The organism is Streptomyces monashensis (assembly GCF_001866665.1).
In the GTDB taxonomy this organism is placed as follows: Bacteria; Actinomycetota; Actinomycetes; order Streptomycetales; family Streptomycetaceae; genus Streptomyces; species Streptomyces monashensis.
In genome coordinates this window covers 1-15288 of record NZ_MLYO01000018.1, presented here as the reverse complement: position 1 = coordinate 15288, position 15288 = coordinate 1, and the positions used below count along the sequence as shown (strand labels likewise).

Genomic DNA, 15288 nt, shown 5'->3' with positions numbered 1-15288 from the left:
TGATCATCACCGGGCCGCCGGTCCGAAGCGCCTGCGGTACGCCGATGGGCTGAGCCCCGTCTCCCGGCGCAGCCGGGCCCGCAGATTGGCCGCCGTGCCGAGGCCGCTGCGGGCCGCGACGGCGTCCAGGCGTTCCTCGCCCCGCTCGATCAGCCGGCAGGCCAGGGCGACGCGCTCGCCGGTGAGCCAGGCCAGCGGCGTCGTGCCGAGCTGCGCGCGGAAGCGGCGGTGCAGCGTGGCGGGGCTGACGGCAGCGCGGGTGGCGAGGTCCGCCACGGTCAGCGGCTCGGCCAGCCGTTCCTGCGCCCAGGCCAGCAGCGGGCCGAGCGACTCGTCCGGCACGTCGGGCACCGGGCGCTCCACGAACTGCCGCTGACCGCCGTCCCGGTGGGCGGCGAAGACGAGGCGCCGGGAGACGGCGTTCGCGAGTTCGGCGCCGTGGTCGCGGCGCCAGACGTGCAGCCCGAGGTCGAGCGCGGCGGCGCTGCCGGCGGCCGTGAGCAGGTCGCCGTCGTCCACGAACAGCACGTCCGGCTCCAGCAGCACCTCGGGATGCAGCTCCCGGAAGGCGTCCGCCCACATCCAGTGCGTGGTGGCGCGCCGGCCGTCGAGCAGTCCCGCCTCGGCCAGGGCGAAGCTGCCGGTGCAGAAGCTGATGACCCGTGCTCCACGCGCGTGCGTGCGGCGGATGGCGTCGAGGACGTCGGCACCGCGCGGTACGACGTTGTCGGGGCGGCCCGGTACGACGAGGGTGTCGGCCTCGTCCACCGCCTCCAGGCCGGACACGCCGGTCAGGGTGAAGAAGCCGTGGTTCATCCGGACCCCGGAGCCGGGCGCGCACAGCGTCACCTCGTACAGCGCCCCCTGGCCGCCCAGTTCCGGCCTGGGCAGCCCGAACAGCTCGGTGGCGACGCCGACTTCGAAGGGGTTGGTGCCCTCGTCGACGATCACGGCGACCCGGTGAGTCCGGTGAGTCCGGTGAGTCCGGTCAGTCCGACGAGTCCGGCGCGGGTGCGGCGGAGAAGGCTGAGAGGATCCTTGCGGCATGTGCGATTCCTAGCACTCGTACGCACCCCCAGGCCACCCGCACGATGAACCCATGCAACCCATGGAACCCATCTCCCTGGACAAGGCCTTCGCCTCCTTCGACGAGTGCTGGAGTCCCCGTATCGTCGCCGCCGTCAACGACTACGACGTCCGCATCGCAAAGTTCGAGGCCGAGCACGTCTGGCACGTGCACGAGGACACCGACGAGTTCTTCCTGGTCGTGGAGGGCGAGGTGCACCTGGGGCTGCGCGAGCCGGCCGGTGCGCGCACGGTCATCCTGACCAGGGGATCGGTGTTCACCGTCCCGCGTGGCACCGAGCACAGGCCGTCCGCGCCCCGGCGCGCCGAGGTCCTCCTCTTCGAGCCGACCGGCACGCTCACGGTCGGCGACCGGCACGAGGAGGTGCCGGACCACGTGGACGTCACCACGGGCCACACCCTGACCTGACCGGTGCTCGCCGTGCCGGCGGCGGGCGCGGAGCCCCACGTCCCGGCGTCCCGGCCCTCCAGGTCGCCGACTAGCCCTCCAGGAACGCCGTCAGCGCGTTCGCCAGGAGGAACGGGTCGTCGGCGCCGCAGAGTTCGCGGGCGCTGTGCATCGACAGGATCGCCGCGCCGATGTCGACCGTGCGGATGCCATGGCGGGCCGCGGTGATCGGGCCGATCGTGGTGCCGCAGGGCATGGAGTTGTTGGAGACGAAGGTCTGGAAGGGGACGTTCGCCTTCTCGCAGGCCGCGGCGAAGACCGCGCGGCCCGAACCGTCCGTGGCGTAGCGGTTGTTGACGTTGACCTTGAGGATGGGGCCGCCGTTGACCCGGGGGTGGTGGGTGGGGTCGTGGCGCTCGGCGTAGTTGGGGTGGACGGCGTGGCCCGTGTCGGAGGACAGACAGACCGTGCCGGCGAAGGCGCGGGCGCGGTCCTCGTACGAACCGCCGCGGGCGAAGACCGAGCGCTCGAGGACCGAGCCGAGCAGCGGGCCGTCCGCGCCGGTGTCCGACTGGGAGCCGTTCTCCTCGTGGTCGAAGGCGGCGAGCACCGGGATGCGGGTGAGGGCGGCGCCGGAGGTGGCGACGGCGGTCAGGGCTGCCGTGGCCGCGTGCACGGAGAACAGGTTGTCCATGCGCGGTCCGGCGACCAGCTCCCGGTCCCGGCCGAGGTAGGCCGGCGGCTCCACCGGGTGGACCATCAGGTCCCAGCCGGCCACCGAGCCGGCCGTGATCCCGGCCTCCTGCTCCAGGAAGGAGATGAGGTCGCCCTCGCGCACGTCGTTGCCGAGGCCCCACACCGGCTGCAGGTGGCGCTGCTTGTCGAGCTTGAGGCCCTCCGTGGACACCGCGCGGTCCAGGTGGATCGCCAGCTGGGGCACGCGCAGCAGCGGGCGGTCCACGTTCACCAGGACCGAGGAGCCGTCGCGCAGGGTCAGCCGGCCGGCCAGGCCCAGGTCGCGGTCCAGCCAGGAGTTCATCAGCGGGCCGCCGTAGATCTCGACGGCGACCTGGCGCCAGCCGTGCGCACCGCTGTCCGGCTGCGGCTTGACGCGCAGGTTCGGGGAGTCGGTGTGCGCGCCGACGATGTGGAACGGGGTGTGCGGCTCGGCGCCCCCGGGGACGTACCAGGCGACGATCGCGCCGCCGCGCAGCACGTACCTGCCACCGCTGGTGCCGTCCCACGCGTCCGTCTCCGCGACCTGCCGGAAGCCGGCCTTCTCCAGCCGCGCCGCGGTGGTCGCGACCGCGTGGTACGGCGACGGTCCGGCCGCCAGGAAGGACATCAGGTCGTCGGTGTGGCCGCGGTCGAAGCGGGCAGCGGGTGCGCTCATGGGTTCACCTTAACGACGGGCGCGGGCCCGCTCCCCCCGGAAGGGAAGCGGGCCCGCGCGACGGACCCACGGGATCAGAACGCGGCCTCGTCCAGCTCCATCAGGTCCAGCTCGACGCCCGCGGCGACCTTGCGGGCGAGGGTGACGCCGGGCAGGACGTTCGCGGCGAAGAACTTCGCCGCGGCGATCTTGCCGGTGTAGAAGGCCTGGTCCTTCGCCGAGGCGGTGGCCAGCTTCTCGGCGGCGATCGCGGCGCCCTTGAGGAGCAGGTAGCCGATGACGACGTCGCCGGAGGCCAGCAGCAGGCGGGTGGTGTTCAGGCCCACCTTGTAGATGTTCTTGGTGTCCTGCTCGGTGGCCGCGAGGTCGGTCAGCATCAGGCCGACGATGGCCTCCAGCTCGACGGCCGCCTTGGCGAGCTGCTCACGGGCGCCGGACAGCTCCTCGCCGCCGGTGCCGAGCGCCAGGAACTTCTTGATGTCCTCGGCGAGGGCGTTCAGCGCGGCGCCCTGGTTGCGGACGATCTTCCGGAAGAAGAAGTCCTGGCCCTGGATCGCCGTGGTGCCCTCGTAGAGGGTGTCGATCTTGGAGTCCCGGATGTACTGCTCGATCGGGTACTCCTGGAGGAAGCCGGAGCCGCCGAAGGTCTGCAGCGACTGGGCGAGCTGCTCGTAGGCCTTCTCGGAGCCGTAGCCCTTGACGATCGGCAGGAGCAGGTCGTTCAGCGCGTGCTCGGCGGCGGCGTCCTCGCCGTTCGCCTCCTTGACCTGGATCGTGTCCTGGACGGAGGCGGTGTAGAGCACGAGGGCGCGCATGCCCTCGGCGTACGCCTTCTGCGTCATCAGCGAGCGGCGCACGTCGGGGTGGTGGGTGATGGTGACCTTGGGCGCGGCCTTGTCCATGAACTGCGCCAGGTCCGGACCCTGGACGCGCTCCTTGGCGTACTCCAGCGCGTTCAGGTAGCCCGTGGAGAGCGTGGAGATCGCCTTCGTGCCGACCATCATGCGGGCGAACTCGATGATGCGGAACATCTGGCGGATGCCCTCGTGCTTGTCACCGATCAGCCAGCCCTTGGCGGGGTGCCGGTCGCCGAAGGTCATCTCGCAGGTGTTGGAGGCCTTCAGGCCCATCTTGTGCTCGACGTTGGTGGCGTAGACGCCGTTGCGCTCGCCCAGCTCGCCGGTCTCGAAGTCGAACTCGTACTTCGGCACGAGGAAGAGGGACAGGCCCTTGGTGCCGGGGCCGGCGCCCTCGGGGCGGGCGAGGACGTAGTGGAGGATGTTCTCCGACATGTCGTGCTCACCGGAGGTGATGAAGCGCTTCACGCCCTCGATGTGCCAGGAGCCGTCCTCCTGCTGGACGGCCTTGGTGCGGCCGGCGCCCACGTCGGAGCCCGCGTCGGGCTCGGTGAGCACCATCGTGGAGCCCCACTGCTTCTCCACGGCGATCGAGGCGATGTGCTTCTGGACCTCGTTGCCCTCCTCGAAGAGGATGCCGGCGAACGCCGGGCCCGAGGAGTACATCCACACGGCCGGGTTGGCGCCCAGGACCAGCTCGGCGTAGGCCCAGATCAGGGAGCGCGGCGAGGTGGTGCCGCCGATCTCCTCGGGCAGGCCGAGGCGCCAGTACTCGGAGTCCATGAAGGCCTGGTAGCTCTTCTTGAAGGACGCGGGGACCGGCGCGGTGTTGGTCTCCGGGTCGAAGACCGGCGGGTTGCGGTCGGCGTCGGCGAAGGACTCGGCCAGCTCGTTCTCGGAGAGGCGGGTCAGCTCCTCCAGGACGCTCTTGGCGGTCTCGACGTCCATCTCCTCGAACGGGCCGGTGCCGTACACCTTGTCGCGCCCCAGTACTTCGAAGAGGTTGAACTCGATGTCGCGGAGATTCGGCTTGTAGTGCCCCATGGTGACGGCTCCGTAGAGGGATCGGCGAGGCACTGGCTCCTCGCACCTAGTTCACGAACCAACAAGTAGCTACGATGATGCTACCCGTCGGTAATAAGACGCAACCCCTATCGGCCCCAGTGTGAGAAGGGTCTAGTCCGCGGGGGTTCCGCCGCTCTGCCCCTGCGCCGCCCCGGGCCTCGGTACGCTTGCGCCCATGTACGGATACGGCCAGCCTATGGACGGTGGTGCTGCTCAGCAGCAGTACGGCTCGGCGCAGCAGCAGATGCAGGGCGGTGTCGGCGGGTACGGCCAGCAGCCGCCGCTGTACCCGGAGCCGTCCCCGCCCTCCCTCGCGGACGCGGTGCGCGCCTTCACCACCGGGCAGATGGCCGCCGAGGACTTCCAGCAGATCTTCGCCACGTCGAAGGTGTACTGCCCGCGCGGTGACACCCCCGGCTTCCTCGCCCTGCACAACACCCAGCAGCCGGTGATCCCGATGTTCACCTCGCTGAAGGAGCTGCGCCGGTACGCGGGCAAGGAGTCCAAGTACTTCGTGATCACCGGCGCCGAGGTGATCGACCTGCTGCCGACCGGCTACGGCTTCGTCCTGGACATGGAGGGCGAGCACCGCATGGTGTTCGACGCGAAGGCCGTCGAGCAGATGGTGGACTTCGCGATGCGCCGCATGTACGGCGGCTGAGCCGCGCACCGTCTCGACCCAGGGAGCCCGGAGGGAATGTCCTCCGGGCTCTTCGCGTTGGGGGTGGCAGAAAGTTCAACGCTCAACTAAAGTGGGCGCACAAGGAGGTACCGACCATGCCTGCAGTGACCGTCGAGAACCCGTTGACGCTGCCCCGTGTGACCGCACCCGCCGACGCCGTCGCGCGTCCGGTGCTGGCCGTCACCACCGCTCCGAGCGGTTTCGAGGGTGAGGGCTTCCCGGTGCGCCGGGCGTTCGCCGGGATCAACTACCGCCACCTCGACCCGTTCATCATGATGGACCAGATGGGCGAGGTGGAGTACGCGCCGGGCGAGCCCAAGGGCACCCCCTGGCACCCGCACCGCGGCTTCGAGACCGTCACCTACATCATCGACGGCACCTTCGACCACCAGGACAGCCACGGCGGTGGCGGCACCATCACCAACGGTGACACCCAGTGGATGACCGCCGGTTCGGGCCTGCTCCACATCGAGGCCCCGCCGGAGTCCCTCGTGGTGTCCGGCGGCCTCTTCCACGGCCTCCAGCTGTGGGTGAACCTGCCCGCCAAGGACAAGATGATGGCGCCGCGGTACCAGGACATCCGCGGCGGCCAGGTCCAGCTGCTCACCTCCCCCGACGGCGGCGCGCTGCTGCGGGTCATCGCGGGCGAGCTGGACGGCCACCAGGGCCCCGGGATCACGCACACGCCGATCACGATGATCCACGCGACGCTGGCGCCGGGTGCGGAGGTCACCCTGCCCTGGCGCGAGGACTTCAACGGCCTGGCGTACGTCCTGGCGGGGCGCGGCGCGGTCGGTGCCGAGCGGCGTCCGGTCCACCTGGGCCAGACCGCGGTGTTCGGCGCCGGGTCCTCGCTGACCGTCCGCGCGGACGAGAAGCAGGACGGCCACACCCCGGACCTGGAGGTCGTCCTCCTCGGCGGACAGCCGATCCGTGAGCCCATGGCCCACTACGGCCCGTTCGTCATGAACACCCGCGACGAGCTCCAGCAGGCCTTCGAGGACTTCCAGAAGGGCCGGCTGGGGACGATCCCGGCGGTGCACGGCATGACCGCCGAGGGTCCGCAGGACTGACCCGGTTGGTGCAGGGAAACAGGGCACGCGTCCGGCGGAGATGATCCGCTGGACGCGTGCATCTGCTCCCCGACCCCGTCCGGCGCCTCGCCGCGTGGTGCGCCGTGCTGCTGCTCGTCGCGGGGGTGGTCTGGGTCGGGGTGCGGCTGTGCGGGGAGTTCCGTACGGCCGTGACGCCGGTGCTGCTCGCGCTGCTCGGGACCGCGCTGCTCGGGCCGCTGTACCGCCGGCTCGTCGCGGCGCGGGTGCAGCCGTCCGTGGCGGCCGCCCTGACCTGCGTCGCCGTCGTGGCCGTCGTCGGCGGGGCCGTCTACGTCGTCGTCGCCGCGCTCATCGACACCGGGGACCAGATCATCTCCTCGCTGCGGAACGCGGCCAAGAGCGTGTCCCAGCACTTCGGGGCCGCCGGGACCGGGCTGGACGACCTGGCCGCCAACTCCCGCAAGCTGCTGAGCAAGTTCGGCGGGACGGCCGCCTCCAACGTGATCAGCGGGGTCAGCGTCGCCGCCGAGAGCGTCGCCATGGCGGTCCTCGCCCTGCTGCTCGTCTTCTTCTTCCTGCGCGACTCCCACCGGGCCGTCGCGGGCCTGCGCGCCATCGCGCCCCGGGGCACCGCCGACATCCTGGAGGCCATCGCCCGGCGGGCCTTCGAGGCGGTGGAGGGGTTCATGCGCGGTACGACGCTCATCGCGCTCATCGACGCCCTCTGCATCACCGTCGGCCTGCTGATCCTGCGGGTGCCCGGCGCGATCGGGCTCGGCGCGCTCGTCTTCGTCGGCGCCTACATCCCCTATCTCGGCGCCTTCCTCTCCGGCGCGGTGGCCGTCCTGGTCGCCCTCGCCGACCGCGGCTTCGTCATCGCGCTGTGGGCGCTCGGTGTCGTCCTCGCCGTGCAGGTGCTGGAGGGGCATGTGCTGCAGCCGGTCATCCAGAGCCGGACCGTGCAGATGCATCCGGCGGTGGTGATGCTCGCGATCACCGCCGGGGCGTCCGTCGCCGGCATCCTCGGCATGCTGCTCGCCGTACCGCTGACAGCGGCCGTCTTCGGGGTGACGCAGGAGCTGCGCGGGCGTTACGCGGCACCCTCCGCGGCCGCCTCCCCGGCCCCGTCGGACCGGCCGCCGGACTCGTAGAGCGCGAACCAGATGCTCTTGCCCTCGCCCCGGGGGTCCACGCCCCAGGCGTCGGCGAGGAGTTCGACCAGCATCAGGCCGCGCCCGGAGGAGGCCAGCTCGCCGGGGCGGCGCCGGTGGGGCAGGTCGTCGCCCGTGTCGGTGACCTGCGCCCGGAGCCGGCGGGCCCCCGGTTCGCCGGTCACCTCGGCCAGCAGCAGCGCGTCGGTGTCGGTGTGCACGAGGACGTTGGTGACCATCTCCGAGACGAGCAGCACCGCCGAGTCGACCTGGTCCGGCGAGGCCCAGTCGTGCAGCAGCTCGCGCAGGTGCTGGCGGGCCTCGGTGATCCGGTCCGGCTCGTCCTGCGCCACCGACAGCAGGGTGCGCCGGACCGCGGGCCGGGCGGTGCGCTCCGGCGTCCGGCACAGCAGCACCAGCGCGATGTCGTCCTCGCGGCGGTCGGCCAGCGGGCCGGTGGTGTGGTGCGAGGACGGCCCGTGCACGCCCTGCACCAGCGCGTCCGCCAGCGACTCCAGATCCGCCGCCCCCTGCCGGCCGTCCGCCGGGTGGTCCTCCAGGATCGCGCGCAGCCGCAGCCAGCCGCTGTCGATGTCGTGCCCGCCCGTTTCGAGCAGGCCGTCGGTGCACAGCATCATCGTCTCGCCGGGTTCGAGGGCGAAGCGGGTCGTCGGGTAGTCGGCGTCCGGGTCGATGCCGAGCGGCAGCCCACCCGCCGTCGGCCGCATCATCACCGTGCCGTCGGCCATCCGGATCGCCGGGTGCGGATGCCCGGCGCGGGCGATCTCCAGCATCCCGGTCGCCGGGTCCACCTCGATGTAGACGCAGGTCGCGAAGCGCAGGTCGGCCGACTGGTCGGCCTGCTCGGCACGGGCACGGCGGGCGTCGCGGGTGTCGTGGCCGTCGTGGGCGATGCCGTGCAGGAAGCGGGAGACACGGGAGAGCACGGCGTCCGGGCGGTGGCCCTCGGAGGCGTAGGCGCGCAGGGCGATGCGTAGCTGGCCCATCAGGCCCGCCGCCCGTACGTCATGGCCCTGGACGTCTCCGACGACCAGCGCGAAGCGGCCCGAGGGCAGCGGGATCATGTCGTACCAGTCGCCGCCGACCTGGAGTCCGCCGCCGGTCGGGATGTACCGGGCGGCCACCCGCATGCCCGGGATCTCCGGGCCGAGCGAGGGCAGCATGGAGCGCTGCAGACCCTCCGTCAGCTCGCGCTCGGACTCGACGGCACTGGCCCGGGACAGCGCCTGGGCGAGCATCCGGGCGACCGTGGTGAGCACCGCGCGCTCGTCGGGTGTGAACGCCACCGGGTAGGTGAAGGCGGCCAGCCAGGCGCCCATCGTGTGCCCGGCGACCGTCAGCGGCAGAAAGGCCCAGGACCGGCGGCCGAAGGGCTGGGCGAGCGGCCAGGTGACGGGATAGCGCTCCTTGTACTCCTGCGGCGAGGAGAGATAGACCGCCCGGCCGGTGCGGGCGACCTCGGCCGCCGGGTAGTCGGTGGCCAGCGGCATGTCCGAGAACGGGTTCATGTCGCCGGGCTCGTGCCCGTGCTGGCCGGTGATCGTCAGCCGGTCGCCCTGGACCCCGAAGACCACCAGCCCGTCCGGGGAGAAGCCCGGCATCGACAGACCGCCGGCCACCCGCAGCACCTCCTCGGTCGACCGCGCCTCCGCCAGCGCCCGGCCCGCGTCCAGCAGGAACGCCTCGCGCGAGCGGCGCCAGTCCCCGGTGACCGCGCTGCGCCCGGCCGGTGTGCCCGGGGTCGGCTCGGTGACCTCCTGGAGGGTGCCGATCAGCTCGAAGGCCTGCCGATCGCGGTCGTAGGACGGCTTCGACCGGCTGCGGACGACCCGCAGGACGTTCCCCTGCTCGTCCATGATCCGGATGCGCACCTCGGCGAGCGTGCCCTCGGCGACCGCCAGCGGCACCACCCCGGTGATCTCGTTCCAGTCGGCCGGGTGCAGCCGGGCCCGGGTCTGGGCCTCCGTGAGGGTGGCCGGCTCCGCGGGCAGCCCGAGCAGCCGCGCCGCCTCCGCGTCGACGGTGACCAGTCCTGCGGCCGTGTCCCAGTGCCACAGCCCGGTCGCGAGGGCGGCGAGGACGTCCCCGACGGACGGAAGCGGCTCGCCTGTACGCATTGCCCCACTTTAGGAAGATCCGAGCGAAGGGTGCCACCGTAGGAACGGGAGAACCTGTCCGCCCTCGTATACGGAGGATCCTCCAGTGGAGGACGCGAAAAGGGTGGAGAGCCGATCTTGGGGTGCCCGGTACCCTTGGTTCAGTTCGGGGCGGCACCCCCGGCGATCATCAACTCAATCCGCGAAGGACGATGAACGACGATGCATCGGTACAGGTCCCACACCTGCGGCCAGCTCCGCGCCTCTGACGTCGACACCGACGTCCGGCTGAGTGGCTGGCTGCACAATCGGCGCGACCTGGGCGGCATCCTCTTCATCGATCTGCGCGACCACTACGGCATCACGCAGCTGGTCGCCCGCCCCGGCACGCCCGCGTACGACGCTCTGGACACCATCTCCAAGGAGTCCACGGTCCGCGTCGACGGCCGCGTTGTTTCACGTGGAACCGAGAACATCAACCCCGAGCTGCCCACCGGCGAGATCGAGGTCGAGGTCGCCGAGGTCGAGCTGCTCGGCGCGGCCGCCCCGCTGCCCTTCACGATCAACGCCGAGGACGGGGTCAACGAGGAGCGGCGCCTGGAGTACCGCTTCCTGGACCTGCGCCGCGAGCGCATGCACCGCAACATCATGCTGCGTACGGCGGTCATCTCCGCGATCCGCCACAAGATGACCGCGCTCGGCTTCAACGAGATGGCGACGCCGATCCTGTCCGCGACCTCCCCCGAGGGCGCCCGCGACTTCGTCGTCCCCTCCCGCCTGAACCCCGGCAAGTTCTACGCCCTGCCGCAGGCCCCGCAGCAGTTCAAGCAGCTGCTGATGATCTCGGGCTTCGACCGCTACTTCCAGATCGCGCCCTGCTTCCGCGACGAGGACGCCCGCGCCGACCGCTCGCCGGGCGAGTTCTACCAGCTCGACGTCGAGATGAGCTTCGTCGAGCAGGAGGACGTCTTCCAGCCGATCGAGCAGCTGATGACCGAGCTGTTCGAGGAGTTCGGCAACGGCCGCCACGTCACCTCCCCCTTCCCGCGGATCCCGTTCCGCGAGGCGATGCTGAAGTACGGCTCCGACAAGCCGGACCTGCGCGCCAAGCTGGAGCTGGTGGACATCACCGATGTCTTCGAGGGCTCGGAGTTCAAGGCGTTCGCCGGCAAGCACGTGCGCGCCCTGCCGGTGCCGGACGTCTCCGCCCAGCCGCGCAAGTTCTTCGACCAGCTCGGCGACTTCGCCGTCTCCCTCGGCGCCAAGGGCCTGGCCTGGGTCCGCGTCGGCGAGGACGGCGCGCTGTCCGGCCCGATCGCGAAGTTCCTCACCGAGGAGAACGTCGCCGAACTGACCAAGCGCCTCTCGCTCGCCCCCGGCCACGCGATCTTCTTCGGCGCGGGCGAGTTCGACGAGGTCTCCAAGATCATGGGCGCCGTCCGCGTCGAGGCCGCCAAGCGCGCCGGCCACTTCGAGGAGAACGTCTTCCGGTTCTGCTGGATCGTCGACTTCCCGATGTACGAGAAGGACGAGGACACCGGCGCGATCGACTTCTCGCACAACCCCTTCTCGATGCCGCAGGGCGGCCTGGAGGCCCTGGAGACCCAGGACCCGCTGGACATCCTGGGCTGGCAGTACGACATCGTCTGCAACGGCGTCGAGCTGTCCTCCGGCGCGATCCGGAACCACGAGCCGGAGATCATGCTGAAGGCCTTCGAGATCGCGGGCTACGACCGCGAGACCGTCGAGGAGAAGTTCGCCGGCATGCTCCGCGCGTTCCGCTTCGGCGCCCCGCCGCACGGCGGCATCGCCCCCGGCGTGGACCGCATCGTCATGCTCCTCGCGGACGAGCCCAACATCCGCGAGACGATCTCCTTCCCGCTCAACGGCAACGCCCAGGACCTGATGATGGGCGCGCCGACCGAGCTGGAGGAGGCCCGGCTGCGCGAGCTGCACCTGAACATCAGGAAGCCGCAGCCGAAGTAGCCGTACCGCGGCCGTGGACCGTGCGTGTGGCTGAGGCCCGGAACCCCGAGGGGGCTCCGGGCCTCAGCCGTCCTCGGTGTCCTCTCCGGTGTCCTCGTCGGGAGAGGCGCCGTCCTCCAGCAGCCGTTCGGCGATGTCGTCGGACCAGTGCTGGGCCCAGGCGCGCAGGGCGACGACCTCGTCCTCGGTGAGGCCGTAGCGCAGGAAGTCCCGGTCGGCGTAGAAGTCCGTGCCGGTCAGCCGGGACTGGAGGGTGGGCAGGTCGAAGGGGTCGTGGGCGTGCCGGCGGCCCAGCTCCTCCAGGCCGGGCAGCGGGAACCGGGCGGCGGCGGCCCGCGCGTCGACCAGGTCGACGGCCGCGCCCCGGTCGTACAGCGCGCGGATCTTCGTACCGACCGCGTCCGCCAGGGACAGCGCGGGGCCGTACTCGGTGAGCTCGGGCGGCTGCCAGAGCACCTCCTTGTGCAGCGCGAGCGCGCACTGCCCGCCGCTCTCGGGGTCGGTGACCGTCAGCTGGGCGGTGAGCACGCCGACGCTCCCGGTCCGTACCCGGCGCCCCCGTGCCTCCAGCGCGGCGGCCACGGCACCGGTGACCGTCCGCAGGTCCTCGGCGCTCTCCGTGGCGAAGTCGAGGTTCGCGTGCGGCCGGTGCAGCAGGCCGTGCGCCTGCAGGGCGTAGCCGCCGGCGAGGACGAGGCCGTACGGGCCGCCCGCGCTGACGACGTCGGCGAGCACCCGGCGGTGGGGCTCGGGGAGGTGGGCGTGGTGGTTCACGACATCGGACTCTGCCAGAGAAGTTCCCGTGAAGGACGGCAACTCCTCGCGGCGCGGCGGCCGCTGAGGGGGCGTAAGGAAAGTCCAGCGACGTCGGAGGACTCCCCCGTGGCGGCTCCCTCCCACCGCCGGTCCCTCCGCAAGCGGCGCATGCTCGCGAGAGGGCGCCGAGTGCGGGGACTCGGCGCCCTCTTCGTCGCGGGCTACGGCCCGGTCAGCCCTCGGCGCCGCCGAAGCGCTCCTTGTAGGCCGCCAGGTCCTCGTCGGTCAGCTTGGCGAACAGGACCGGCGGGACGGTGAAGGCGGTGCCGGAGGGGACGGAGGACAGGGACTTGGCCTCCTCGGCCGTGACCCAGGCGGCGGTGTCGTCGGTCAGGGCGAACGCCTCGCGCATCGCCGTGGCCGTGGCCGGGATCAGCGGCTCGGAGACCACCGCGTACAGGTGGATCAGGTTCATCGCCGTACGCAGCGTCAGGGCGGCCGCGTCCTTGTCGGTCTTGATCTCCAGCCAGGGGGCCTTCTCCTCCAGGTAGGAGTTGCCGGCCGACCACAGGGCGCGCAGGGCGGCGGCCGCCTTGCGGAACTGGAGGGTCTCCATGTGGCCCTCGTACTCGGCGAGGAGCTCGGCGATCTGCTCGCCGAGCCTGGTCTCGGCCTCGCCGGGCGTGCCGCCCTCCGGGACCGCGTCGCCGAAGCGCTTCCTGGAGAAGGACAGGACGCGGTTGACGAAGTTGCCGAGGGTGTCGGCGAGGTCCTTGTTGACCGTGGCGGTGAAGTGCTCCCAGGTGAAGGAGGAGTCGTCGGACTCGGGCGCGTTGGCGATCAGGAAGTAGCGCCAGTAGTCGGCGGGCAGGATCTCCAGGGCCTGGTCGGTGAAGACACCGCGCTTCTGGCTCGTGGAGAACTTGCCGCCGTAGTACGTCAGCCAGTTGAAGGCCTTGACGTAGTCGACCATCTTCCAGGGCTCGCGGATGCCGAGTTCGGTGGCCGGGAACATCACCGTGTGGAAGGGGACGTTGTCCTTGGCCATGAACTCCGTGTACCGGACGTCCTCCGCCTGGTACCACCAGGACTTCCAGTCGCGGTTCTCCGGGTCCTGGTCCGCCCACTCCTTGGTGGCGCCGATGTACTCGATCGGGGCGTCGAACCAGACGTAGAAGACCTTGCCCTCGGCGGCCAGTTCCGGCCAGGTGTCGGCCGGGACCGGGACGCCCCAGTCCAGGTCACGGGTGATCGCGCGGTCGTGCAGGCCCTCGGTCAGCCACTTGTGGGCGATCGAGGAGGCCAGCTGCGGCCAGTCCTTGTCGTGCTGGGCGACCCACTCGCGGACCTCGTTCTCCAGCTTGGACTGGAGGAGGAAGAGGTGCTTGGTCTCGCGGACCTCCAGGTCCGTCGAGCCCGAGATCGCCGAGCGCGGGTTGATCAGGTCGGTCGGGTCCAGCACGCGGGTGCAGTTCTCGCACTGGTCGCCGCGGGCCTTGTCGTAACCGCAGTGGGGGCAGGTGCCCTCGACGTAGCGGTCGGGCAGGAAGCGGCCGTCGGCGGGGCTGTACACCTGCCGGATCGCACGCTCCTCGATGAAGCCGTTCTCGTTCAGCCGGCGGGCGAAGTGCTGGGTGATCTCGCGGTTCTCCGGGGACGAGCTGCGGCCGAAGTAGTCGAACGCGAGCGCGAAGCCGTCGTAGACCGCCTTCTGGGCGTCGTGCGCCTGGGCGCAGAAGACGTCCACCGGCAGACCCTGCTCCTTGGCGGCCAGCTCGGCGGGGGTGCCGTGCTCGTCCGTCGCGCAGATGTAGAGGACGTCGTGGCCGCGCTGGCGGAGGTACCGGGAGTACACGTCCGCCGGGAGCATGGACCCCACCATGTTGCCCAGGTGCTTGATCCCGTTGATGTACGGAAGGGCGCTGGTGATGAGGTGTCGAGCCATCGTGGCTGCTCCCAGGTCGCTGCGGTTGCTGCTTTTTCTGCGGTTTCGAACCTTGAAATCGTAGCCGACAGGGGTGGGCCGCCCGCTTCCCGTTTTGCAGGCTGGGACCTGGAGGGAAGGGGCGGCCCGGTGGCGGCGGGGTGACTACTGTCGGTTACGGCTTCCAGTCGATCAGTACGCCGTCGTACAGCTCGGTGTCCGTCAGCTCGCGGGGGGTCGGGCCCGCGTGGAAGAAGGACGTGTTGGGGGTCTTCAGCTTGCGGAGGTAGTCGAAGGCCTTGTTGTCGTGGTCGCCGAAGGCGACGAAGGAGAAGAAGACGGCGGGGTGGGAGGCGGCGGCCGCGGTGAGGGCCTGGGTGGCGGGGGTCTTGGCGTCGGGGGCGCCGTCGGTCTGGAAGACGACGAGGGCGGGCGTGCCGTGGTCGTCGTTGCCGTCGTTGTGCTGGTCGTAGTGGGCGAGTACGGCTTCCACGGCGGCGTGGTAGCTGGTCCGGCCCATACGGCCGAGGCCGGCGTGGACGTCGTCGATCTTCGTCTCGTGGTCCGGGGCGAGGGTGAGGTCGGTGGTGCCGTCGACCTCCGTGGAGAAGAAGACGACGTGGACCGAGGTCTCCTCGGGCTCCAGGTGGGCGGCGAGGGCGAGGGCCTGGTCGGCGAGGGCCTGGGCGGAGCCGTCCTTGTAGTACGCGCGCATGCTCGCGGAGCGGTCGAGCACGAGGTAGAGCCTGGCTCGGGTGCCGGTGAGGCCGGCGGTGCCGAGGGCGACCGCGGCGGCCTTGTGGGCGGTGGCGAGGGAGGGGGGAAGGG

General features: G+C 71.1%; 12 protein-coding genes. 5 read left to right on the top strand and 7 right to left on the bottom strand.

From position 1 onward, the window contains the following. Positions 1-6: 6 nt before the first annotated feature. Positions 7-1047: a GlxA family transcriptional regulator gene (locus BIV23_RS10185; protein WP_079173062.1), complete on the bottom strand. Its 1041-nt coding sequence runs from the start codon at positions 1045-1047 to the stop codon at positions 7-9. A 52-nt stretch (positions 1048-1099) separates the two neighbouring features. Between BIV23_RS10185 and BIV23_RS10180 the strand changes: the two genes are divergently transcribed. After that, the gene (locus tag BIV23_RS10180) at positions 1100-1495 is read left to right on the top strand and encodes a cupin domain-containing protein (RefSeq protein ID WP_071380477.1); all 396 of its coding nucleotides are present in this window, start codon (positions 1100-1102) and stop codon (positions 1493-1495) included. Positions 1496-1565: 70 nt separating this feature from the next. Here BIV23_RS10180 and BIV23_RS10175 read toward each other — a convergent pair whose 3' ends face one another. Both BIV23_RS10175 and BIV23_RS10170 read right to left on the bottom strand, forming a co-directional pair. Beyond that, positions 1566-2867, bottom strand: coding sequence for a M18 family aminopeptidase (locus BIV23_RS10175; protein ID WP_071380476.1), 1302 nt, complete (start codon positions 2865-2867; stop codon positions 1566-1568). Between the two features lie 74 nt (positions 2868-2941). Further along, the gene (locus tag BIV23_RS10170) at positions 2942-4768 is read right to left on the bottom strand and encodes an acyl-CoA dehydrogenase (RefSeq protein WP_071380475.1); all 1827 of its coding nucleotides are present in this window, start codon (positions 4766-4768) and stop codon (positions 2942-2944) included. A 196-nt stretch (positions 4769-4964) separates the two neighbouring features. Between BIV23_RS10170 and BIV23_RS10165 the strand changes: the two genes are divergently transcribed. The 3 genes from BIV23_RS10165 (at position 4965) to BIV23_RS10155 (ending at position 7677) form a co-directional block, all read left to right on the top strand. Further along, positions 4965-5450, top strand: coding sequence for an SseB family protein (locus BIV23_RS10165; RefSeq protein ID WP_071378143.1), 486 nt, complete (start codon positions 4965-4967; stop codon positions 5448-5450). Positions 5451-5566: 116 nt separating this feature from the next. Further along, entirely contained in the window at positions 5567-6544 is a 978-nt protein-coding gene (locus BIV23_RS10160) for a pirin family protein (RefSeq protein ID WP_071380474.1), read from the top strand. Between the two features lie 56 nt (positions 6545-6600). Continuing rightward, the gene (locus BIV23_RS10155; RefSeq protein WP_071380473.1) at positions 6601-7677 is read left to right on the top strand and encodes an AI-2E family transporter; all 1077 of its coding nucleotides are present in this window, start codon (positions 6601-6603) and stop codon (positions 7675-7677) included. On the opposite strand, the gene BIV23_RS10150 is transcribed toward BIV23_RS10155, so the two are convergent. Beyond that, entirely contained in the window at positions 7617-9815 is a 2199-nt protein-coding gene (locus BIV23_RS10150; RefSeq protein ID WP_071380472.1) for an ATP-binding SpoIIE family protein phosphatase, read from the bottom strand. The two genes, BIV23_RS10155 and BIV23_RS10150, sit on opposite strands and share 61 nt — an antisense overlap. A gap of 201 nt (positions 9816-10016) precedes the next feature. Between BIV23_RS10150 and aspS the strand changes: the two genes are divergently transcribed. Beyond that, positions 10017-11780, top strand: a complete 1764-nt coding sequence (aspS, locus tag BIV23_RS10145; RefSeq protein WP_071380471.1) for an aspartate--tRNA ligase — start codon at positions 10017-10019, stop codon at positions 11778-11780. Between the two features lie 63 nt (positions 11781-11843). Here the strand turns inward: aspS and BIV23_RS10140 are convergent, their stop codons facing one another. The 3 genes from BIV23_RS10140 to BIV23_RS10130 form a co-directional block, all read right to left on the bottom strand. After that, on the bottom strand, positions 11844-12554 hold the full coding sequence (locus BIV23_RS10140; protein ID WP_071380470.1) for a nucleotidyl transferase AbiEii/AbiGii toxin family protein: 711 nt from the start codon (positions 12552-12554) through the stop codon (positions 11844-11846). A 214-nt stretch (positions 12555-12768) separates the two neighbouring features. Next, positions 12769-14481, bottom strand: a complete 1713-nt coding sequence (gene metG, locus BIV23_RS10135) for a methionine--tRNA ligase (RefSeq protein ID WP_071380469.1) — start codon at positions 14479-14481, stop codon at positions 12769-12771. A 154-nt stretch (positions 14482-14635) separates the two neighbouring features. Further along, the coding region (locus BIV23_RS10130) for a VWA domain-containing protein (protein ID WP_143079067.1) at positions 14636-15288 on the bottom strand (653 nt) is incomplete at its 5' end.

Excerpts from the sequence above, each read along its gene's own strand:
- BIV23_RS10185 (WP_079173062.1), bottom strand. The coding sequence starts at position 1,047 with ATGCCGCAAGGATCCTCTCAGCCTTCTCCGCCGCACCCGCGCCGGACT.
- BIV23_RS10180 (WP_071380477.1), top strand. The coding sequence starts at position 1,100 with ATGCAACCCATGGAACCCATCTCCCTGGACAAGGCCTTCGCCTCCTTC.
- BIV23_RS10175 (WP_071380476.1), bottom strand. The coding sequence starts at position 2,867 with ATGAGCGCACCCGCTGCCCGCTTCGACCGCGGCCACACCGACGACCTG.
- BIV23_RS10170 (WP_071380475.1), bottom strand. The coding sequence starts at position 4,768 with ATGGGGCACTACAAGCCGAATCTCCGCGACATCGAGTTCAACCTCTTC.
- BIV23_RS10165 (WP_071378143.1), top strand. The coding sequence starts at position 4,965 with ATGTACGGATACGGCCAGCCTATGGACGGTGGTGCTGCTCAGCAGCAG.
- BIV23_RS10160 (WP_071380474.1), top strand. The coding sequence starts at position 5,567 with ATGCCTGCAGTGACCGTCGAGAACCCGTTGACGCTGCCCCGTGTGACC.
- BIV23_RS10150 (WP_071380472.1), bottom strand. The coding sequence starts at position 9,815 with ATGCGTACAGGCGAGCCGCTTCCGTCCGTCGGGGACGTCCTCGCCGCC.
- aspS (WP_071380471.1), top strand. The coding sequence starts at position 10,017 with ATGCATCGGTACAGGTCCCACACCTGCGGCCAGCTCCGCGCCTCTGAC.
- metG (WP_071380469.1), bottom strand. The coding sequence starts at position 14,481 with ATGGCTCGACACCTCATCACCAGCGCCCTTCCGTACATCAACGGGATC.